General features: G+C 67.8%; 15 protein-coding genes and 1 pseudogene. 8 read left to right on the forward strand and 8 right to left on the reverse strand.

The features are described from left to right. The 4 genes from ARC20_RS11380 to ARC20_RS11395 all read left to right on the forward strand — a co-directional run. On the forward strand, positions 1–584 hold a 584-nt coding region (locus ARC20_RS11380; RefSeq protein WP_057647179.1), incomplete at its 5' end, for a DUF3011 domain-containing protein. A gap of 31 nt (positions 585–615) precedes the next feature. Beyond that, the gene (mtnA, locus tag ARC20_RS11385) at positions 616–1,674 is read left to right on the forward strand and encodes an S-methyl-5-thioribose-1-phosphate isomerase (RefSeq protein WP_057647181.1); all 1,059 of its coding nucleotides are present in this window, start codon (positions 616–618) and stop codon (positions 1,672–1,674) included. Positions 1,675–1,840: 166 nt separating this feature from the next. After that, a complete protein-coding gene (gene gyrA, locus ARC20_RS11390; RefSeq protein WP_057647182.1) occupies positions 1,841–4,537 on the forward strand; it encodes a DNA gyrase subunit A in 2,697 nt (898 codons plus the stop codon). A 164-nt stretch (positions 4,538–4,701) separates the two neighbouring features. Next, positions 4,702–7,086, forward strand: a complete 2,385-nt coding sequence (locus tag ARC20_RS11395; protein ID WP_057647185.1) for a GH92 family glycosyl hydrolase — start codon at positions 4,702–4,704, stop codon at positions 7,084–7,086. A 48-nt stretch (positions 7,087–7,134) separates the two neighbouring features. On the opposite strand, the gene ARC20_RS11400 is transcribed toward ARC20_RS11395, so the two are convergent. Continuing rightward, positions 7,135–7,527, reverse strand: a complete 393-nt coding sequence (locus ARC20_RS11400; protein ID WP_057647187.1) for a DUF3037 domain-containing protein — start codon at positions 7,525–7,527, stop codon at positions 7,135–7,137. Next, on the reverse strand, positions 7,505–8,281 hold the full coding sequence (locus ARC20_RS11405; protein ID WP_057647215.1) for a HipA family kinase: 777 nt from the start codon (positions 8,279–8,281) through the stop codon (positions 7,505–7,507). Before ARC20_RS11405 ends, ARC20_RS11400 begins: the two co-directional genes overlap by 23 nt. Before the next feature lie 447 nt (positions 8,282–8,728). Between ARC20_RS11405 and ARC20_RS18900 the strand changes: the two are divergent. After that, a pseudogene (locus tag ARC20_RS18900) lies at positions 8,729–8,860 on the forward strand (ESPR domain-containing protein); the annotation flags it as partial. Positions 8,861–8,950: 90 nt separating this feature from the next. On the opposite strand, the gene ARC20_RS18780 reads toward ARC20_RS18900, so the two are convergent. Further along, positions 8,951–9,091: a hypothetical protein gene (locus ARC20_RS18780; RefSeq protein ID WP_237642572.1), complete on the reverse strand. Its 141-nt coding sequence runs from the start codon at positions 9,089–9,091 to the stop codon at positions 8,951–8,953. A gap of 180 nt (positions 9,092–9,271) precedes the next feature. On the opposite strand from ARC20_RS18780, the gene ARC20_RS11415 reads away from it, so the two are divergent. Then, entirely contained in the window at positions 9,272–16,204 is a 6,933-nt protein-coding gene (locus tag ARC20_RS11415; RefSeq protein ID WP_425478527.1) for a YadA-like family protein, read from the forward strand. A gap of 64 nt (positions 16,205–16,268) precedes the next feature. Continuing rightward, positions 16,269–17,099: an OmpA family protein gene (locus ARC20_RS11420; protein ID WP_057647192.1), complete on the forward strand. Its 831-nt coding sequence runs from the start codon at positions 16,269–16,271 to the stop codon at positions 17,097–17,099. Between the two features lie 62 nt (positions 17,100–17,161). Here ARC20_RS11420 and ARC20_RS11425 read toward each other — a convergent pair whose 3' ends face one another. From ARC20_RS11425 to ARC20_RS11440, 4 genes are all read right to left on the reverse strand, one after another. Further along, the gene (locus tag ARC20_RS11425; protein WP_425478526.1) at positions 17,162–17,713 is read right to left on the reverse strand and encodes an HNH endonuclease; all 552 of its coding nucleotides are present in this window, start codon (positions 17,711–17,713) and stop codon (positions 17,162–17,164) included. 196 nt (positions 17,714–17,909) lie between these two features. Further along, complete coding sequence (locus ARC20_RS11430) at positions 17,910–18,890, reverse strand: restriction endonuclease (protein WP_057647195.1); 981 nt, start codon at positions 18,888–18,890, stop codon at positions 17,910–17,912. A 233-nt stretch (positions 18,891–19,123) separates the two neighbouring features. Further along, positions 19,124–19,633: a phasin family protein gene (locus ARC20_RS11435; RefSeq protein WP_057647198.1), complete on the reverse strand. Its 510-nt coding sequence runs from the start codon at positions 19,631–19,633 to the stop codon at positions 19,124–19,126. Between the two features lie 81 nt (positions 19,634–19,714). Then, positions 19,715–19,990: a polyhydroxyalkanoic acid system family protein gene (locus ARC20_RS11440; RefSeq protein ID WP_057647200.1), complete on the reverse strand. Its 276-nt coding sequence runs from the start codon at positions 19,988–19,990 to the stop codon at positions 19,715–19,717. 105 nt (positions 19,991–20,095) lie between these two features. Between ARC20_RS11440 and ARC20_RS11445 the strand changes: the two genes are divergently transcribed. Then, positions 20,096–20,905, forward strand: a complete 810-nt coding sequence (locus ARC20_RS11445) for an FHA domain-containing protein (RefSeq protein WP_057647202.1) — start codon at positions 20,096–20,098, stop codon at positions 20,903–20,905. Here the strand turns inward: ARC20_RS11445 and msrQ are convergent. Beyond that, positions 20,847–21,482, reverse strand: a complete 636-nt coding sequence (msrQ, locus tag ARC20_RS11450; RefSeq protein WP_237642575.1) for a protein-methionine-sulfoxide reductase heme-binding subunit MsrQ — start codon at positions 21,480–21,482, stop codon at positions 20,847–20,849. The two genes, ARC20_RS11445 and msrQ, sit on opposite strands and share 59 nt — an antisense overlap. Positions 21,483–21,517 lie beyond the last annotated feature (35 nt).

Consider the following 21,517-nt stretch of genomic DNA (forward strand, 5'->3'; position numbering starts at 1 on the left):
CGCGCGACATGTCGCGCGTGCATTGCCCCATCGAAACCCGGCATGGCGTGGAGCTGGTGCGCCAGCTATCCGGCAATACCTGCATCCGTGGCAGCGAGTGGGATATCGAACGCGGCGGCATCTGGGTCGCGCTCGGCTGCCGCGGCGAGTTCCGCGCGCTGGCCCCGATGGGCGAGGTGCCGATGCGGCGCGTGGTGCGCTGCGAATCGGACGGCCGCCAGAACAGCTGCCCGCTGATGCTGCGCGGCGCGCCCGTGCGGCTGCTGCGCCAGCTCTCCGCGTGGCCGTGCAAGGAAGGGCGCAGCTGGGGCGTGCGCCGCAATGAAATCTGGGTCTCGCGTGGCTGCGATGGCGAATTCGAGCTGGGCGCCGAGGACGGCAGCGGCTTCGTCGACGTGCCGCGGCTGCTGACCTGCGAATCCAAGGGCAAGACCCGGCGCATGTGCGGCGTCACCATCGAGCGCGGCGCGCGCCTGCAGCGACAGCTGTCCAACAGTGCCTGCGTGGAAGGCAGCAGCTGGGGCTGGAGCCGCGACGGGGTGTGGGTGGATCAGGGGTGCCGCGGCGAATTCGTGGTCGACTGACCCGCAGCGCCCCGGCGCTTACAATGGCGGCATGAACGACACCGCCATCGATTACGCCCGCTACGACCACATCCGCCCGATCCTGTGGACCGGCGAGGTGCTGGAGCTGCTCGACCAGCGCAAGCTGCCCTTCCTCGTGGAGCATGTGCATTGCCGCGACAGCGACGAGGTCGCCCATGCCATCCACGCGCTGGCGGTGCGGGGTGCGCCGGCGATCGGCATTGCCGCCGCCTGGGGCGTGGTGCTGGCCGCGCGCGCGGTGGAAGCCGCCGATGGCGAGGATGCCGCGCGCAAGCTGGAACCGGCACTGCAGCGGCTCAACGCCGCGCGCCCGACCGCGGTCAACCTGGCCTGGGCGCTGGCGCGCATGCGCCGCGCGCTGGAAGGTGCCGGCGCGGATTGGCGCGCCGTGCTGGAACGCGAGGCGCAGGCGATTTCCGACGAAGACCTGGCCGCCAACCGCCACATGGGCGCGCTGGGCGCGGGGCTGATCACCCCGGGCAGCGGCGTGCTGACCCACTGCAATACCGGTTCGCTGGCCACCGCCGGCTTCGGCACCGCGCTGGGCGTGATCCGCGCCGGCATGGCGCAGGGCCGCATCGGCCGCGTGTTCGCCGGCGAAACCCGGCCGTGGCTGCAGGGCGCGCGCCTGACCGTGTGGGAGCTGCAGCAGGACGGCATCGACGCCACGCTGATCGCCGACTCCGCCGCCTCGCACCTGATGAAGACCGGCGCGGTGCAGTGGGTGGTGGTCGGCGCGGACCGCATCTGCGCCAATGGCGACACGGCCAACAAGATCGGCACCTACCAGCTGGCGATCGCCGCGCGCCACCACGGGGTCAAGTTCATGGTGGTGGCGCCGTCCTCGACGATGGACATGGATACCGCCGACGGCGCGCAGATCGAGATCGAGCAGCGCGACCCGGGCGAGCTGTTCGGCATCGGCGGCACGCGTACGGTGGCCGAGGGCATCGCGGCCTGGAACCCGGTGTTCGACGTCACCCCGGGCACGCTGATCGATGCCATCGTGACCGAGCGTGGGGTCATCGAAAGCCCGACGCTGGAGAAGATGCGGGCCGCCTTCGGCTGAGGGCCGGCGGGTGGGCCGCAAAGCCCCCGCGACCCGCCAAGTCCTTGTCCCAACAAGGCGAAATTCGCCCTTCGTGGTACAATCCGTGGGTTGAAGGAAGGCCCCCGCGCAAGGCTGCGCGGCACGGGTTTTCCGGCGTCCAAACTGAACAAGACACGGGCAGCGAATGGCAGAAACCGCCAAGGAAATCATCCAGGTCAACCTGGAAGACGAGATGCGCAAGAGCTACCTCGATTACGCCATGAGCGTGATCGTGGGGCGCGCCCTCCCGGATGCCCGAGACGGCCTCAAGCCAGTGCACCGCCGCGTGCTCTTCGCGATGAACGAGCTCGGTGCGCACAGCAACAAGCCGTACTACAAGTCGGCGCGTATCGTCGGTGACGTGATCGGTAAGTACCATCCGCACGGCGACCAGTCGGTCTACGACACGCTGGTGCGCATGGCCCAGCCGTTCTCGCTGCGCTACCTGCTGGTGGATGGCCAGGGCAACTTCGGCTCGGTCGACGGCGACTCCGCCGCGGCGATGCGTTACACCGAAGCGCGCATGTCGCGCCTGACGCACGAGCTCATCGCCGACATCGACAAGGAAACCGTCGATTTCCAGCCCAACTACGATGAAAAGGAACTGGAGCCGACGGTCATGCCGACCCGGTTCCCGAACCTGCTGGTCAACGGTTCGGCCGGTATCGCGGTCGGCATGGCGACCAACATCCCGCCGCACAGCCTCACCGAGTCGATCAACGCCTGCATCGCGCTGATCGACAACCCGGAGATCGACGTCGACGGGCTGATGGAATACATCCCGGGCCCGGATTTCCCGACCGCCGGCATCATCAACGGCACCGCCGGCATCGTCGCCGGCTATCGCACCGGCCGCGGCCGCGTGCGCATCCGCGCCAAGGCCGAAGTGGAAGTGGCCGACAACGGCCGCGAGGCGATCGTCGTCACCGAGATTCCGTACCAGGTCAACAAGGCGCGTCTGATCGAGAAGATCGCCGAGCTGGTCAAGGAAAAGAAGATCGACGGCATCTCCGAGCTGCGCGATGAGTCCGACAAGGACGGCATGCGCATCTTCATCGAGGTCAAGCGCGGGGAATCGGCCGAGGTCGTGCTGAACAACCTGTACCAGCAGACCCAGATGGAGTCGGTGTTCGGCATCAACATGGTGGCGCTGGTCGATGGCCGCCCGAAGCTGATGAACCTCAAGGAGATGCTGGAGGCGTTCCTGCGCCACCGCCGCGAGGTCGTCACCCGCCGCACCATCTTCGAACTGCGCAAGGCGCGCGCCCGCGCGCACATCCTGGAAGGCCTGACCGTCGCGCTCGCCAACATCGACGAGATGATCGAGCTGATCAAGACCTCGGCCAACCCGCAGGAGGCCAAGGAGCGCATGCTGGCCAAGACCTGGGAGCCGGGCCTGGTCGCCGCGCTGCTGGGCGCCGCCGGCGCGGAAGCGTCCAAGCCGGAAGACCTGCCGAAGGGCGTGGGCCTGATCGGCGGCTTCTACCAGCTCACCGAGGTCCAGGCGCAGCAGATCCTGGAAATGCGCCTGCACCGCCTGACCGGCCTGGAGCAGGACAAGCTCACCGACGAATACAAGCAGCTGCTGGAGACCATCGCCGGCCTGATCCGCATCCTGGAAAACCCGGACGTGCTGCTGCAGGTGATCCGCGACGAGCTCAACAACGTGCGCGAGGAATTCGGCGACGAACGTCGTACCGAGATCCGCCACAGCGAAGAAGACCTCGACATCCTCGACCTGATCGCCCCGGAAGACGTGGTGGTCACGCTCTCGCACGCCGGCTACGCCAAGCGCCAGCCGGTCAGCGCCTACCGCGCCCAGCGTCGCGGCGGCCGTGGCCGCAGCGCGGCGGCGACGAAGGAAGAGGATTTCATCGACCACCTGTGGCTGGTCAACACGCATGACACGCTGCTGACCTTCACCAGCAGCGGCAAGGTGTTCTGGCTGCCGGTGCACCAGTTGCCGGAGGCCGGCTCGAACGCGCGCGGCCGCCCGATCATCAACTGGATTCCGCTGGAAGCCGGCGAGCGCGTGCAGGCGGTACTGCCGGTGCGCGAATACGCCGAAGGCCAGTACGTGTTCTTCGCCACCCGCAACGGCACGGTGAAGAAGACCCCGCTGAGCGAGTTCGCCTTCCGTCTGGCGCGCGGCAAGATCGCCATCAACCTCGACGAGGGCGATGCGCTGGTCGACGTGGCGCTGACCGATGGCGAGCGCGACATCCTGCTGTTCGCCTCCAACGGCAAGACCGTGCGTTTCGGCGAGGATCGCGTGCGTTCGATGGGCCGCACCGCCACCGGCGTGCGCGGCATCCGCCTGGCCAACGGCGAGGAGGTGGTGAGCCTGATCGTCGCCGAGCCGGCCAGTGGCAGCGACGACGAGGCCGAGGACGACGCGGCCGAGGAAGTGGTCGATACCGGTGGCGACGAATCGGTGCAGACGGACGTCGAGGACACCGGCGCGGCCTACATCCTCACCGCCACCGAGAACGGCTACGGCAAGCGCACCGCGCTGGGCGAGTATCCGCGCAAGGGCCGCGGCACGCAGGGCGTGATCGGCATCCAGACCAGCGAACGCAACGGCAAGCTGGTGGCCGCGGTGCTGCTGGGTGGGCGCGACGAGGTGCTGCTCATTTCCGACGGCGGCACGCTGGTGCGTACGCGCGGTTCGGAGATCTCGCGCGTCGGCCGCAATACCCAGGGTGTCACCCTGATCCGCCTGTCCAAGGGCGAGAAGCTGCAGGCGGTCGAACGCCTGGATGCCTCGCTGGACGAAGGCGAGGAAGGGCTGGACGAGCCGGTGGCCGAAAACGCCGCCAGCGAGGCGCCGTCGCAGGGCTGAGCCCGCGCCGTCGCACAGGATTGAAACGGAACGCCGGCGCAAGCCGGCGTTCCGCGTTCCGAAGGCCTGAAAGGGGACCGGGGTCGCTGGACCGGTACTTCTGTCCCATGGTTTGGAACGATCTAATTGGCGAGGATGGGCAAATCCTTCGATGGGAGTGCCCGATGATCGTCCGTCGCCCCGCGCTGTCCGCCGCCTGCCTCGTGCTGGCTGCCGGTGCCGCCTCCGCCACGCCGCCTGCCGCCATGGACCTTGCCGGCCAGGTCAATCCGTTCATCGGTACCACCAACGGCGGCAATGTCTACCCCGGCGCGACGATGCCGTTCGGCCTGGTGGCCTTCAGCCCGGAACAGACGCCGCTGCCCGGCAAGCGCTTTCCGATCGCCGCCCCGGGGGGCTACGAATGGCGCGCCAACGGCGTGCGCGGCTTCAGCCTGACGCGCGTCTCCGGCAGCGGCTGTACCGGCGCGGGCGGCGACATCCCGCTGATGCCGGTGACGGTGCCGGTGGGCACGTCGCCTTCCTCGGTGGATGCCGGCCTGATGTACGCCAGCCTGCTCGACCATGCGAAGGAGCACGCCAGCCCCGGCGCGTATTCGCTCACGCTCGACAACGGCGTGGCGGTCTCGCTCGGCGCCACCGAGCGCACCGCGGCCGGCCGCTTCGCTTTCCCGGCCGACAAGCCGGCCAACCTGCTGCTGCGCACCTCCGACAGCCAGGTGGGCAGCAATGCATCGACGATCCACATCGATCCCGCCACGCGCACCGTCAGCGGCTCGGTGACCAGCGGCAACTTCTGCGGCTATCTCGCGGAGGATCGTCGCGAAAGCTATTACACGCTGCATTTCGTCGCCCGCTTCGACCAGCCGTTCCAGGTCGGCGGTACCTGGCGCGACGATCAGTTGCATGCCGGTGCGAGCGAAGGCGAGGGCGGCACCACCTACGGCACGCGCGGCCATCCGCCGGCGGGCAAGGGCGCGGGCGGCTGGATCAGCTTCGCCGACGGCAGTACGGTCAACGTGCGCATTGGTGTGTCGTATGTGGATGAGGCGGGTGCCCGCGCCAACCTGGCCAGGGAGGCGCCGATCGGTGCCACGCTGGAAGCCACGCAGGCGGCCACGCGCGCCAGCTGGAACGCGCTGCTGGGCCGCATCCAGGTCGACGGCGGCACGCCGGACGAGCGCACTGTCTTCTACACCGCGCTCTACCACGCGATGCTCGCGCCGAATCTCTACAGCGACGTCGATGGGCGCTATCGCGGCTTCGACGGCGCGGTGCATCGCCTCTCGCGCGGGCAGCAGGCGCAGTACGCCAACTATTCGGGCTGGGACGTCTACCGCTCGCAGCTGCAACTGGTGACGTTGCTGCAGCCGCAGGTGGGTTCGGACATCGCGCAGTCGCTGCTCAACCAGGCCGACCAGAATGGCGGGGTGTGGGATCGCTGGACCCATCTGACTGGCGCCACCGGCGTGATGAACGGTGATCCGTCGCCGCCCTCGCTGGCGGCGATCCATGCCTTCGGTGGCCGCGGCTTCGACCTCAAGCGTGCTTACGCCTCGCTCAAGCGCGCCGCCACCGTGCCGACCGAAAAGGACCTCAGCCGCAAGGGTTGCCCGGTGCTGTGCGTCGGCCAGCGCCCGGGCCTGGATGCCTGGCTGCGACTGGGCTACATGCCGGTGGGTGCGCCGGGTTGGGGTTCGGCCTCCGATACGCTGGAATTGGCCGCCGCGGATTTCGGCCTCGCCGAACTGGCGATGGCCGCGGGTGATCGCGACGGCGCCAGGCAGTTCCGCACCCGCTCCGGCGGCTGGCGCCACCTGTTCAACCCGCAAGCCACCGCGCAGGGCGGTTATCTGCAGCCGCGCAATGCGGATGGCAGCTGGCCCGCGTTCGATCCGGCTTCCGACGAGGAGTTCGTGGAAGGCAGCGGTGCGCAGTACCTGTGGATGGTGCCGTTCGATCCGGCCGGGCTGATCGCGCTGCTCGGCGGCCGGGAGCAGACCGCGCAACGGCTAGACGCATTTTTCCGCAACCCGGATGGCAGCTGGGCGGTCACCAAGTCCGGCCCGCTGCATGCCGAGCTCGACAACGAGCCGTCGATCGCCGCGCCGTGGCTGTACCACTTCGTCGGCCAACCATGGAAGACGCAGGCCACCGTGCGCGCGGCGATGAAGCAGATCTGGACCAACACGCCTGAAGGCATCTCGGGCAACGACGACTTGGGGCAGATGTCGTCCTGGTACGTGTGGTCCGCGCTGGGGCTGTATCCGGTGTATCCGGGTCGCGCCGAGCTGGTCGTCGGCAGCCCGTTGTTCCCGCGTGCGGTGATCGCGCGTCCGGGGGCGAAGATCGAGATCGACGCGCAAGGCGCCGCGATGGATGCGCCCTACGTGCAGTCGTTGCGCGTGGATGGCAAGGCCGCGACAAAGGCCTGGCTGCCGGCGGACTTCATCCGCCACGGCGGGACGCTGGAATTCACGCTGGGGACCACGGCGAACGAGCAGTGGGGCGCCGGTGAGCTGCCGCCTTCGTTCGGGCCGGAAGGGTGAGGGGCTGAGGCAGGCGGCTGAAGTCGCTCCCGCGGGAGCGGCGGCGGGTCAGTCCGGCAGCCGCACCATGCGCTGCATGAGGTGCTCCACCACGCGCTCCGGCTGCGTGGTGCGGCCGACGTGCGCGGGCGAGACCTGCACGATGGAACTGCGCTTGGCTGTGAGCCAGTGGAACCGCGCGCGTGGCGGCAGCGCGGCGATCGGCCCGGCGTTCGCGTCGCCGTTGCAGATCGCCACGATGGCATCGAGGTAGGGCCGCAGCGCGTCGATATCCAGGGAAGGCGCGAACGCGCGCAGGCGCGCCTCGTCCAGCTCGATGCGTGCCTCGAGGTGGCGTGCCGTCGGGCAGGAGACGATCACCCCGACGTTGATGAACTCCTCGCGCTCCACCCGCGGCACCACGCGGATGACCGCGTAGTCATACGTGTGCGGCGTGGGCACGGAGCGCCTCCTCGACGAAGACCCGGCGCTGCGCCAGGCGTTGCTGCAGGTGGTCGACATAGGCCTCGCGCTGCGCATGCGTGTCGGCGAAGGCCGGGTCCGGCAACAGCCATGCCTCCGGCACCTGCGCGACGATCGCGCGCAGCGTGTCCACGTCCAGCTTCGGTGCCAGTTCCGCATCCGCCGCGGCGATGTCCGTGGCGAAGGGCAGCAGCACGTGGTCGCGGATCATCGCGAACGGCTTGGCCGCCGCGTCGCCCGCGCTGGCCCAGTCATGGTGGAAGTACAGCGAGGCGCCGTGGTCGATCAGGTAGAGCTTGCCGTGCCACACCATGAGGTTGGTATTGCGCGTGGTGCGGTCGACGTTGGAGATGCAGGCGTCGAACCAGACGATGCGCGAGGCCAGGGCCGGGTCCGGCCGCATGGCGGCAGGGTCGTAGTTGATCGCGCCGGGCAGGTAGTCGATGGCGAGGTTCAGTCCTTCGCTGGCGCGAATCAGGTCCTGGATTTCAGGGTCCGGTTCGGTGCGGGCGAATTCGCGGTCCAGCTCGGCGAATACCAGCTCGGGCATCGGCAGGCCAAGCACGCGGGCCAGTTCGCCGGAGATCAGCTCGGCGATCAAAGCCTTGGGGCCTTGGCCGGCGCCGCGGAACTTCATCACGTACATGCCGTCGTCGTCGGCTTCGATCACCGCGGGCAACGAGCCGCCTTCGCGCAGCGGCGTGACGTAGCGGGTGGCGTGGACGGTGCGCAGGGTAGGTGGGGTATTCATGAAGGTGGCTAGGTTACGCGATCAAGGGCGGCGGCGGCAGTCGGCCCATCTTCCACGCGTGACGTGCCTTACCAGGGCGCGGAGGTCTCACTCAAGTGCCGCTTGAAACTGAACTTATGTGCGCAGTGCCAGCAATTCATCATTTTCCGGCGCTAATGGATCATTGGAAATTTCCAATAAATGTCTGAATAAACGTGATTGCGCAGAAGTTTTATTGACAAGAAACGCAGGAGTGCTGTGGGGCGCCTCCTCCGTGCAATCTTTTTAAGTTGCTGTTTTCCCAAATTATTTTTTGTTGGTTCCAGGGTTGGCAATCGCGACTGCCCGCGACCGTCTCTGTTGGTCGCGTTTTAGTGCGACTTTTCTCATATATCGCCAGAGAGGCGATCCAGATCATTCCGCCACCTTCTCAACCTGGGTGGCTTTCGAATGAATAAGATTTATCGTCTCGTGTGGAACCGGGAACGCTGTGCGCTGGTAGTGGCCTCGGAACTGGCCAAGTCGCACGCTGCAACCGGTAGTTCGCAAGGCGGGGCTGGCGCGCTCGCACCGGCCCTCGCGCCGCTGTTTATTGCATTCGCGTTCGGTGCGCCTTCGATGGCACAGGCGCAATCGATCGGCGGCGGTAGTGCCACGGGCGGCAATTCGTTGTCAGTGGGCATCCGCAACCATGCCCCCGGCCTGGATTCGACCGCGGTAGGCGTGGATGTCAGCGCCCGTGGCGTCAATACCGTGGCCGTGGGCAATCAGCTTCAGGTCGAAGGCAACGGAAGCATCGGCATCGGTGGCCAAGGAGGTCCCCGCCTGCTGACCGACAGTGCATCGGAGTTCGCCATCGCGATCGGTTCGGCGACCGCAGTGGCCAACTCAAGCTATGCCATCGCGATGGGAAGGAGCACGCAGGCGACGAATGCCCCGGGCTCTGTGGTCATCGGCAAGTCGGCCATGACATCGGCCGAGAACGCGATTGCAATGGGTGCATCGTCGGCCGCATCCGGCGGAGCCAGCGTAGCCATCGCAGTCAATGCAGCCGCCAAGGGTGCTGAGGCGATTGCGATCGGCCAGAACGCAGTTGCCGAAGCTGGCTTCTCCCAGGCGATAGGTGCCAACACGAAGACCCTCGGCAATGCCTCTCTGGCAATTGGTGACCGTGCGTCGACCGGATCAGCTGCTGGCAGCTCCGTGGCCATGGGGCATAGCGCGACTGCCAAGGCGGAAAACGCGGTTGCGCTCGGCAGCTGGTCGGTCGCTGATCGCGCAAACACCGTATCTGTGGGTTTCGATTCGAACAAGCGCCAGGTGGTCAACGTTGCCAAGGGTACGCAGGACACCGATGCGGTGAACGTTTCCCAGCTCAGGGGCGTGACTTCCGCGCTCGGCGGGGGCGCGGGTGTCGTTGGCGATGGGGCGGTGACCGCACCGGGTTACAGCGTGGGAGGCAAGAAGTTCAATAACGTGGGGGACGCCCTGGGCGATATCGACGGTCGCGTTGGGGGAAATACGACTGCGATCAACAACATCAACAGCGGCGCGGGTATCAAGTATTTCCGCGCCAACTCCTCTGACGCTGACGCCAAGGCAAGCGGCATGAACAGCGTGTCGATCGGTCCGGCAAGCGAAGCCAGCGGAATCCGCTCTACGGCGCTGGGCAGTGGCTCCAAGGCCACCGGCGACACTTCGCTGGCGGTTGGCGAGAAATCCATTGCTTCTGGTTGGAACAGCGCTGCGTTTGGCCGCAGCGCCACCGCCTCTGCTATGGGCTCGACTGCATTGGGCATGTATGCGACAGCGAGCCAAACCGATTCGGTCGCCTTGGGTGCGGGTTCGCAGGCCAATCGCATCAATACGATCTCGGTGGGCTCAGAGTCCAACCGGCGCCAGATCGTCAACGTTGCCAAGGGCACGCAGGATACCGACGCGGTCAACGTTTCGCAGCTCAAGGGGGTGACCTCCGCGTTGGGCGGCGGCGCGGGCGTGGCGGCTGATGGGGCCGTGATCGCGCCGGGTTACAACGTGGGCGGCAAGACTCACAACAATGTTGGCGATGCGCTGGCTGCCGTGGATGGTCGCGTCACCGATATCGATGGTCGTGTCACCAAGCTGGGCGACCAGATCAACAACGTCAGCGCCGATGGTCTGGTGAAGCAGGACCTGACCAGCCGCGATATCACCGTGGGCAAGGACAGCAACGGCAAGAAGATCGACCTGAAGGGTACCGAAGGCGAGCGCGTGGTCACCGGCGTGGCCGACGGTGCGATTGCCACGGGCTCGAAGGACGTGGTGAACGGCGGTCAGCTGTACAACGCGGAGAAGGCCACGACCGATGCCCTGGGGGGCGGCGCGAAGGTCAACCCGGACGGCACGGTGAGTGGTCCGACCTACAACGTGGGCGGCAAGGCTCATAACAATGTTGGCGATGCGCTGGCCGCCACCGACGGTCGTGTGACCAATGTCGATGGTCGTGTCACCCAGTTGGGCGACCGGATCAACAACGGCGAGATCGGCCTGGTGAAGCAGGATCCGGCGAGCCGCAAGATCACCGTGGCCAAGGATCGCGACGGCACGCAGGTCGATTTCACCGGCACCGCGGGCACCCGCGTCCTGAACGGTGTTTCTAAGGGCGCCATCACCCCCACTTCGGTGGAGGCAGTCAACGGCGCACAGCTGTACGGCACCAACAAGGCGGTCGCCGATTCCCTGGGTGGCGGCGCGAAGGTCAACCCGGATGGCACGGTGAGCGGCCCCACCTACAAGGTCGGCGACAAGAGCGTGGGCAACGTGGGTGACGCCCTCACCAACCTGGGCGACATGATCAACAACGTCAGCGCCGATGGCCTGGTGAAGCAGGATCTGACCAGCCGGGATATCACCGTGGGCAAGGACAGCAACGGCAAGAAGATTGACCTGAAGGGTACCGAGGGCGAGCGAGTGGTCACCGGCGTGGCCGATGGCGTGATTGCCACCGGCTCGAAGGACGTGGTGAACGGCGGTCAGCTGTACAACGCGGAGAAGGCCACGACCGATGCCCTGGGCGGCGGCGCGAAGGTCAAGCCGGACGGCACGGTGAGTGGTCCGACCTACAACGTGGGCGGCAAGGCTCATAACAATGTTGGCGATGCGCTGACCACCGTGGATGGCCGCGTCACCCACGTCGACGGACGAGTGACCACCTTGGGCGACCAGATCGCCAAGGGCGAGATCGGACTGGTCAAGCAGGATCCTTCTACCAAGGCAGTGACCGTGGCAAAGGACACCGGCGGCAAGCTGGTTGACCTGAAGGGCACCGAGGGCGAGCGCGTGGTTACCGGTGTGGCCGATGGCGTGATTGCCACCGGCTCGAAGGACGTGGTGAACGGCGGTCAGCTGTACGCTGCGGAGAAGGCCACGACCGATGCCCTGGGCGGCGGCGCGAAGGTCAACCCGGACGGCACGGTGAGCGGTCCGACCTACAACGTGGGCGGCAAGGCTCACAACAATGTTGGCGATGCGCTGACCGCCGCCGACGGTCGTGTCACCCAGTTGGGCGACCAGATCAACAACGGCGAGATCGGCCTGGTGAAGCAGGATCCGGCGAGCCGCAAGATCACGGTGGCCAAGGATCGCGACGGCACGCAGGTCGATTTCACCGGCACCGCGGGCACCCGCGTCCTGAACGGTGTTTCTAAGGGCGCCATCACCCCCACTTCGGTGGAGGCTGTCAACGGCGCGCAGCTGTACGGCACCAACAAGACGGTCGCCGATTCGCTGGGTGGCGGCGCGAAGGTCAACCCGGATGGCACGGTGAGCGGCCCGACCTACAAGGTCGGCGACAAGAGCGTGGGCAACGTGGGCGACGCCCTCACCAACCTGGGCGACATGATCAACAACGTGAGCGCCGACGGCCTGGTGAAACAGGATCTGACCAGCCGCGACATCACCGTGGGCAAGGACAGCAACGGCAAGAAGATCGACCTGAAGGGAACCGAAGGCGAGCGCGTGGTGACGGGCGTAGCGAACGGCGCGGTGGCCAAGGATGGCAAGGACGCGGTCAACGGTGGCCAGCTGTACGCTGCGGAGAAGGCCACGACCGACGCTTTGGGTGGCGGCGCGAAGGTCAACCCGGACGGCACGGTGAGCGGTCCGACCTACAACGTGGGCGGCAAGGCTCACAACAATGTTGGCGATGCGCTGGCCGCCGCCGACGGTCGTGTGACCAATGTCGATGGTCGTGTCTCCCAGTTGGGCGACCAGATCAACAACGGCGAGATCGGCCTGGTGAAGCAGGATCCGGCGAGCCGCAAGATCACGGTGGCCAAGGATCGCGACGGCACGCAGGTCGATTTCACCGGCACCGCGGGCACCCGCGTCCTGAACGGTGTTTCTAAGGGCGCCATCACCCCCACTTCGGTGGAGGCAGTCAACGGCGCGCAGCTGTACGGCACCAACAAGGCGGTCGCCGATTCCCTGGGTGGCGGCGCCAAGGTCAACCCGGATGGCACGGTGAGCGGCCCGACCTACAAGGTCGGCGACAAGAGCGTGGGCAACGTGGGTGACGCCCTCACCAACCTGGGCGACATGATCAACAACGTCAGCGCCGACGGCCTGGTGAAGCAGGACCTGACCAGCCGCGACATCACCGTGGGCAAGGACAGCAACGGCAAGAAGATTGACCTGAAGGGCACCGAGGGCGAACGCGTGGTTACCGGCGTAGCGAACGGCGCGGTGGCCAAGGATGGCAAGGACGCGGTCAACGGTGGCCAGCTGTACGCTGCCGAGAAGGCCACGACCGATGCCCTGGGCGGCGGCGCGAAGGTGAACCCGGATGGCTCCGTGAGCGGCCCGACCTACAAGGTCGGCGACAAGACCGTGAACAACGTGGGCGACGCCATCGACAACATCGATGGCCGCGTGACCAACATCGGCGACACCGTGAGCAGCATCAACAATGGTGCCGGCATCAAGTACTTCCGCGCCAACTCGAGCCTGGCCGATGCCGTGGCCTCGGGCACTGACAGCATCGCCATGGGCCCGAACGCCAGCGCGTTGGCCGCCGGTTCGGTGGCCCTGGGCAAGGGCGCGGTGGCCGATCGCGCCAATACGTTGTCGGTGGGTTCGGCGAGCGCCCAGCGCCAGGTGGTGAACGTGGCCAAGGGCACGCAGGACACCGATGCGGTGAATGTCTCCCAGCTCAAGGGTGTGACGGATGCGCTGGGTGGTGGCGCGCAGCTCAAGCCGGATGGTTCGGTGACGGGCCCGACCTACAGCGTCGGCGGCAAGAGCGTGACCAACGTGGGCGACGCCCTCACCAACCTGGGCGACATGATCAACAATGTCAGCGCCGATGGCCTGGTGAAGCAGGACCTGACCAGCCGCGATATCACCGTGGGCAAGGACAGCAATGGCAAGAAGATCGACCTGAAGGGCACCGAGGGCGAGCGCGTGGTGACCGGCGTGGCCGACGGTGCGATTGCCACGGGCTCGAAGGATGTGGTGAACGGCGGTCAGCTGTACGCTGCGGAGAAGGCCACGACCGACGCCCTGGGTGGCGGCGCCAAGGTCAACCCGGATGGCTCCGTGACTGGCCCGACGTACAAGGTCGGCGGCAAGACCGTGAACAACGTGGGCGACGCCATCGACAACGTCGACGGCCGTGTCACCAGCATCGACGGTCGCGTGACCAACCTGGGCGACCAGGTTGCCAACGGCCAGATCGGCCTGGTGCAGCAGGATGCGACCAGCCGCAAGATCACCGTGGCCAAGGATCGCGACGGCACCATGGTGGATTTCGCCGGTACGGCGGGCAGCCGCGTGCTGAGCGGCGTCTCGAAGGGTGCGCTCACCGCGACGTCGGTGGAGGCCGTCAACGGTTCGCAGCTGTACGGCACCAACAAGACGATGGCCGATTCGCTGGGCGGTGGGTCGAAGATCGGCCCGGACGGTTCGGTGACCGGCCCGACGTACAACGTCGGTGGCAAGACCGTGACCAACGTGGGCGACGCGCTCACCAACCTGGGCGACATGATCAACAACGTCAGCGCCGATGGCCTGGTGAAGCAGGACCTGACCAGCCGCGACATCACCGTGGGCAAGGACAGCAACGGCAAGAAGATCGACCTGAAGGGAACCGAAGGCGAACGAGTCGTGACGGGCGTAGCGAACGGCACGGTGGGCAATGACTCCAAGGACGCGGTCAACGGCGGTCAGCTGTACGCTGCGGAGAAGGCCACGGCCGATGCGCTGGGCGGCGGCGCGAAGGTCAATCCGGACGGCTCGGTGACCGGCCCGACGTACAGTGTCGGTGGCAAGACCGTGAACAACGTGGGCGACGCCCTCACTGAAGTCGACGGTCGCGTGACCAACGTGGATGCGCGCGTCACCGATCTGGGCGACCAGGTCAACGGTGGCAAGGGCATCAAGTACTTCCGTGCCAATTCCTCGCTGGCCGATGCGGTGGCCAGCGGCATGGACAGCATCGCGATCGGCCCGATGGCGACGGCGCAGGCGGCCAACGCCGTGGCGCTGGGCAAGGGCGCGGTGGCCAACCGTGCCAACACGGTCTCGGTCGGCGCCGCGGGTAGCGAGCGCCAGGTCGTCAACGTGGCCAAGGGCACGCAGGACACCGATGCGGTGAACCTGTCGCAGCTCAAGCCGCTTGCCAACTCGCTGGGCGGCGGTGCCCAGGTGAACCCGGACGGTTCGGTCAGCGGCCCGACCTACAAGGTCGGCGGCAAGACCGTGACCACCGTGGGTGAGGCGATCACCAACCTGGGCGACATGATCAACAACGGCACGGGCAACGGGCCCACCCTGGTGGATCAGGACAGCGCCAGCCGTGACATCAACGTCGCCGCGCAGACCGACGGCAAGCGCGTCACCATCAGCGGCACCCAGGGCGATCGCGTGCTGGCCGGCGTGGCCAAGGGCGCGGTCACCGAGGCTTCGAACGAAGCGGTGAACGGTGGCCAGCTGCATGGCGTCGCCAAGTCGGTGGCCGATGGTCTGGGCGGTGGTGCCAAGGTGAACCCGGATGGTTCGGTCACCGGTCCGACCTACGCCGTCGATGGCAGGACGGTGAACAACGCCGGCGATGCCATCACCAACCTGGACGGACGTGTCACCCACAACGCGCAGGCGATCAAGGGCATCACCGACGGGGCGGGCGTGAAGTACTTCCACGCCAACTCCAGCGGCGCTGACTCGGTCGCTTCCGGCGCCGATTCGGTCGCCGCCGGTCCGGCAGCCAACGCCAGCGGCGATGGCAGCGTGGCGATGGGCAACGGGGCGAGGGCGCAGGCCGACAACAGCGTCGCGCTGGGCGCCGGTTCGGTGGCGGAGAAGGCAAGTACGGTGTCGGTGGGCAGCAAGGGCAACGAGCGTACGGTCAGCCATGTGGCGGCTGGCCAGGCCGATACCGACGCGGTCAACGTCTCTCAGTTGAAGAACTCGCAGGCCGGCTCGATCCGCTACGACGCGCCTGCGCCGGGTGCCACGCCCGACTACGGCAGCCTGAGCCTGGGTGGCCCGGGTGGCGGCGGCACGACGGTGGTACGCAACGTCGGCGCCGGCAAGGCCCCGACCGATGCGGCCAACGTGCAGCAGCTGCAGGACGGCATGGCGAAGACGCTGGGCAAGGCCAAAAGCTACACCGACAGCCGCTTCCAGCAGGTCAAGGAAGACGCCTGGGTGGCGCGTCGCGAAGCGCGCGGCGGTACCGCGGCCGCGATGGCGATGGCGGGCATGCCGCAGGCGTACCTGCCGGGCGCGAACATGCTGTCGGCGGGCGTGGGCAGCTTCCAGGGCGAGTCGGCGCTGGCGGTGGGCCTGTCCGGCGTTACCGACAACGGGCGCTATGTCTACAAGGCCCAGGCCAGTGGCAACACCCGCGGCGATTTCGGCTTCTCCGTCGGCGTCGGCATCCAGTGGTAATCCGGTTTCCCGGGCGGCGGCCTCGCCGCCGTCCGGGGCTGGGCGCACATTCCAAGGAACTTACATGAACATCAAGAAGAAAATCGCCGTGCTCGCGTTGTTGGCTCCCGCGTTGGCGAGCGTCGGTTGCAGTACATCCGTCAGTCGTGGCCTGGCCGCCGATGGCGCGGCGTCTGAGATCGTCTTTCCCGACGAGGGCCGCATGGTGGTGAAGGGCGGCACGGCGCCGGCGGTGGAAAGCCTGCGGCCGCTGGCCATCGGCATGACCAAGACCCAACTGCGCGCGCTCGTCGGCTCGCCGCATTTCCGCGAGGGGTTCTCCGCGCGCGAATGGGACTACCTGTTCCAGCTGAAAGACGCGGTGGGCAACCCGGCGCCCTGCCGCTTCAAGGTGCTGTTCGATTCGCGGGAAATCGCCCGCAACATGTACTGGGCACCCGGCGAATGCGCGCAGCTGTTGGCACCGGCGGCCGTGGCCCCGGCGCCGCTGCCGGCCGCGCCGGCGCAGCCCCGGCAGTTCGCGCTGCAGGCCGACACCCTGTTCGCCTTCGGCAAGTGGTCGGAAAGCGACCTGAGCAGCGCCGGCCGCGCCCGCCTGCAGCAGATCGCCGCCGAACTGCTGCGGAGTGCCGAGGGTATTCGTGATGTGCAGGTGGTTGGCCACGCCGATCGCATCGGTGACGACGCGGCGAACCAGTACCTGTCGCAGCGCCGCGCCGACACCGTGCGCAGCGTTCTGATCTCCCAGGGCCTGCCGCCGTCGGCCATCAGCGCGCAGGGCAGGGGCGAGTCGGAGCCGTTGACGGCGTGTGGTGGGTCGTTGTCGCGGCCGGCGCTGGTGGCCTGCCTGGCGCCGGACCGCCGCGTGGAGATCGTCGCGCGCTCGGCCGTGTGACATTTCCCGACGCGTGGGCTGGAAGGGCACGACGGTTCCGCCGTCGTGCCCATTTTTGTTCTCTACGCCAGCAGCTTGGATTTCTTCGGCAACTGGTTGCGCAGGAACGCCATCTGGTCGGCGAGGATGTGGCGGTTGGACAGGATCAGGTGTTCGATCCAGCTCGGGCGATATGGCACCGCGAGCAGCGGCATGCCGGCCTGCTGCGGCGTGCGGTTGCTCTTGCGCGAATTGCAGTGGAAGCACGCGGTGACCACGTTCTCCCAGGTATCGCGGCCGCCCTTGGATACCGGCATGACGTGGTCGCGGGTGAGGTGCGGCCGGCTGAACTGCTGGCCGCAGTACAGGCACAGCTGCGCGTCGCGGGCGAACAGCGCGGTGTTGGTAAGGGTAGGGGTCGGATCAAGTGCACGCGAACGCGCGTGGCCGCGCGCGGCGATGATCGGGTGCAGGTCGAGCACGCTGCGCTCGCCTGTCACCCGGCAGGTGCCGCCGTGGATCTGCAGGCACGGGTCGCCCAACGTCCAGGACACCGCATCGCGCGCGTAGAGGCAGGCGGCGTCCTGCCAGTTGATCCAATCCAGTACGCGGCCATGCGCGTCCAGCGACAACATGCGCGGCACGGTTCGAGGGAAAGCCGCGAGGGATGCCTCGGGAACCGGCGTCGGGTCGACTCCGGTGTCGATCAGATCACGTGTGTAAGTGTCTGTCTCCATCGGGAAGACAGCTTATACCCGATTGTTGACAGTTTGTGTATTGCATTGCGCGTGCAGGGTTTCGGGGCGATGCCATCGACCGCCCCGGGCCACTTCAGATCGTGCTGCACTGGCGCCAGCGCACGGGCTCGGCCACGCCGGGGCGCGGGTTGAGCTGGATGCGCACGGTACGCAGCACCGGGTAGCGCTCCACTTCGCGGCAGATCAGCGGCCAGGCGGTTCCATCATCGACTTGCCGGTCCACGACCAGCGTCAGGCGCGTCTGCCAGATGCCGCGAGTGATGCCGGGCGTCTGCGCCAGTGCGCGCGATACGGCAGCCTGGTAGCGATCCAGCATCGCGGGATCGGGATCTGGCGGTGCCAGCGCCTGCGCGGCAGGCTCCGCGGGGGCCGCATCCGGCGCCGGTGCCGGCGGGGTTTTCGGGGTGACTGCGGGGGCTGCCGGCGCAGCGGCGACGGCGGGCGTGTCGGCGACGGGAGGATGGGACGAGAGATACCCCAGGCCCACCATCAACCCCAGCGTCAGCGAGGCCAGCGCGGCGATGCCGGTATGCCGCTGCGCGCGCCGGCGCGCCGCCTGCACGATGCGGTTTTCCGTCTCGGCGGCGAGATAGGGCTTGAGCATCGGCCAGATGCGCCGGCCGTCGAGGATTTCCACGTGCTGGCGTTCGGCCGCGGCCAGGCCTTCGCGTTCGACGATGCCTTCAGTGATCAACACGCCGCCCTGCGCGCCGGCCAGCCGCAGCGCGGTGCCCAGCTCGTTCACCGCCGCCGCGCCGATGCGGTAGGCGCGCCCGTGCTTGCAGGACACCATCCACGGCGCGCCTTCCTCGCCGCGCATCAGGAAATCGCTGCGCGGGGTGCTGTCCTCGTCGGGCTGGGCGACCATGTGCCAGCCGCGCGCGTCGTTCAGTGCACGGCGGATGATCTCGGAGAATTCGCGCCAGTGCAGGCTGGCCAGCGCGGCCAGGCCGGCGCGTGTTTCATCCCGCCGCCGGCGCACCCACCACAGGTACACGGTGACGGCGCTCCAGACCACGATGGCCAACAGCAAAGCGAGAATCCAGGAAAACATTGAGTACCCGAAGATGGAACGAGGCCATGACGCCGCAGTCTATATCGGCATCTCTCGGGCGATCATAAGGCCGGCTTTCATCGGAGCGGCGTCCGTTGGCGGATACAAGAAGCCCGCCAGTCCGAAGCCGAAAGGGGAGGGAAGCAAACGGCGTTCTGGATGGACTGGCGGGCTGTCTGGATTGTCGGCAAGTTGATGCTGCTTTGCAACAATTCCGGCCCGCCGCGCCCGTTTCAGTCCACGTCGGTGTCCGGTTCGACCGGCCCGCGCGCGACGCGCTCGGCGGCGCTCAGCCGCGATACCTGGTTGCGCAGCTGGGAGACCTGCCGGCGCAGTGCGTCCAGCTCCTCCCGTTCCGGCACATCGAGCCGGCGCAGGGCGCTGCGCAGGCGGTCGTCGAAGGCGCGCTCAATGCGGCCCCAGCCGGCGGCGGCGCTGTCGCGCGCCTCGTCGAAACGGCTGCGCACCTCGTCGCGCACCTCGTCCACCTGTTCCTCGGTACGCCGGCGGCCTTCGCGTTCGACCTCGGCGCCTTCCTGCACGAGGCTGTCGAACAACCGGCTGCCCTCGGCCTGCGCCCGTTGCAGCGCGCCCAGGCCCGCCCACCAGATGTTCTGCGCGGAGGTTCCCAGGCGGCGCGACCATTGTTCGGCCTGGGCCTGGAAGCCCTCGGTGCTGTCGTCGTCCGGCGCGCTGCCCCCGCGACGGCGGCTGCGATGCCCGTTCGGTTGTGCACTGGCCATGATCGACTCCTCATGCGGCGACGGATGCGGCCAGCCTAGCGACGGCCCTGCATCGGTCGGGTGAAGTCGCGGGCGCCGGGCTTAACCCAGCTTGTCCGCCAGCACGCGACGGATCTCCGCTTCCACCATGCCCTTCATCGCCGAGAGCAGGAACCCCAGCGTGGCGGTCACGCGCACCGCGCCCGGCACCAGCTGGATGGCGCCGTCCACGCCGCTGCCGTTGAACTGGAGGGTGTCGCCCTGCCACTGCGAACGCATGCCGAAGCGCTCGGACAGCTTGGCGGCGGCTTCCTCGATGGCCACGCGCGCCTGCTCGGGGGTCTTGCCATGTTCGTGGCGGATATCGATCTGGGACATGCACGGCTCCGGTGCAGCGGGAAAGGCGCGCATTGTGGCGTTGCCGCCGCCGCGCTCCAAGTCCCGGCTATCTGCGGGCCGGGGCAACCTGCTAGGCTGCGCCGCGTGCGCGAACTGCAAGTCCACTTCACCCACCGGCAGCAGCCGGACCATCCGCTCAAGCCCGGCGTCCACCGGATCGTGCGCCATGCCTCCGGCAGCGTGCGGCTGGTCGACGACACCCAGGGCGCTTTGCTGCTGGCGCAGTTCTGCCTGGATCGTCGCGGCCTGTGGCTGCAGGTCGCCAATGGCGTGCGCGGCATCCATGTCAATGGTCGCCCGGTGCGGCGCATGGCGCTGCTGCGTGGCGGCGATGCGGTCTACGCCGATGGCGTGGAGATGGTGCTGCGTGCCGGCCTGGCCCCGCAGTCACGGATTCCGGCGGCTGGCACCGAGCCGCTGCCCGGCGATGCGCAGGTCCTGCTGCGCGGGGTCGGCGGGCGGCATCACGGCCGCAGCTTCACCCTGGAACAGGCGCGGCTGGTCGGCAGCGATCCGGGCGCGGACATCCTGATCGACGACGCCGCTTTCCCGGCGCGCCATGCGCGGCTGGAACCCCACGGCGAGCGCGTACTGCTGCGCGACCTGGGGTCGCACGATGGCAGCGTGGTCAACGGCCTGCCGGTGCGCGACTGCTGGCTACAGCCCGGCGACCAGCTGGTATTCGATGGCCAGCACCGCTTCGTGCTCGAAGTGCCGGTGCAGCCGGCGCTGGTGGAAAGCGAGCCGCTGCCCGAACCGGCCAGCCCGCGCCGCGCGGCGGCCGATGCCGACGCACCGCCGCGGGCGCGCGTGAGCCGTTGGCCCTGGCTGCTGCTCAGCGCGGCGCTGCTGGCCGCGGCGCTGAGCGCGCTGCTGTGGTTCGGCGCGCGCTGATCGCCTTCCAGGCGCGCCAGCCCAGCAATACCGCGAGGATCGCCGCGTAAGTCGCCGGCTCGCGGATATCGGACTTCACCAGCCACCAGAAATGCAGCACGGCCAGCACGCCGATCGCATAGATCAGCTTGTGCAGCCGGCCCCAGTTGCGCTTGAGCCGGCGAATCCAGCCCTGCGTCGAGGTAATCGCCAGCGGCACCAGCAGCAGCCAGGCCAGGAAACCCACGGTGATGTAGGGGCGCTTGGCGATTTCCTCGAAGATCTGCGTCCAGTAGCCGCGCAGGTCCAGCGCCAGATAAGTACCCAGGTGCACCGTCGCGTAGAAGAACGCGTACAGCCCGAGCATGCGCCGGAAGCGGATCAGCACGGCCTGGCCGGTGAGCTGGCGCAGCGGGGTGATCGCCAGCGTGACCATCAGCAGCCGCAGCGCCCACAGGCCGGTACGGTGTTCGATCTCGGCCACCGGGTCGGCGCCGAGGGCGTCGCTGCCGGTCTGCCACACCTGCCAGAACTGCCACGCCAGCAGCGCCAGCGGCGCCAGCGCGGCCAGGTGCACGAGCGTCTTGGCGAGGATGATGCCGGCGCTGGCGCGACGCACCGGGGCGGGACGGC

The organism is Stenotrophomonas panacihumi (assembly GCF_001431645.1).
Classification (GTDB): domain Bacteria; phylum Pseudomonadota; class Gammaproteobacteria; order Xanthomonadales; family Xanthomonadaceae; genus Stenotrophomonas_A; species Stenotrophomonas_A panacihumi.

Bases quoted from the DNA above. Each gene is read 5' to 3' on its own strand.
- mtnA (WP_057647181.1), top strand. From the start codon at position 616: ATGAACGACACCGCCATCGATTACGCCCGCTACGACCACATCCGCCCG.
- gyrA (WP_057647182.1), top strand. From the start codon at position 1,841: ATGGCAGAAACCGCCAAGGAAATCATCCAGGTCAACCTGGAAGACGAG.
- ARC20_RS11395 (WP_057647185.1), top strand. From the start codon at position 4,702: ATGATCGTCCGTCGCCCCGCGCTGTCCGCCGCCTGCCTCGTGCTGGCT.
- ARC20_RS11415 (WP_425478527.1), top strand. From the start codon at position 9,272: ATGGGTGCATCGTCGGCCGCATCCGGCGGAGCCAGCGTAGCCATCGCA.
- ARC20_RS11420 (WP_057647192.1), top strand. From the start codon at position 16,269: ATGAACATCAAGAAGAAAATCGCCGTGCTCGCGTTGTTGGCTCCCGCG.
- ARC20_RS11425 (WP_425478526.1), bottom strand. From the start codon at position 17,713: ATGTTGTCGCTGGACGCGCATGGCCGCGTACTGGATTGGATCAACTGG.
- ARC20_RS11430 (WP_057647195.1), bottom strand. From the start codon at position 18,890: ATGTTTTCCTGGATTCTCGCTTTGCTGTTGGCCATCGTGGTCTGGAGC.
- ARC20_RS11435 (WP_057647198.1), bottom strand. From the start codon at position 19,633: ATGGCCAGTGCACAACCGAACGGGCATCGCAGCCGCCGTCGCGGGGGC.
- ARC20_RS11440 (WP_057647200.1), bottom strand. From the start codon at position 19,990: ATGTCCCAGATCGATATCCGCCACGAACATGGCAAGACCCCCGAGCAG.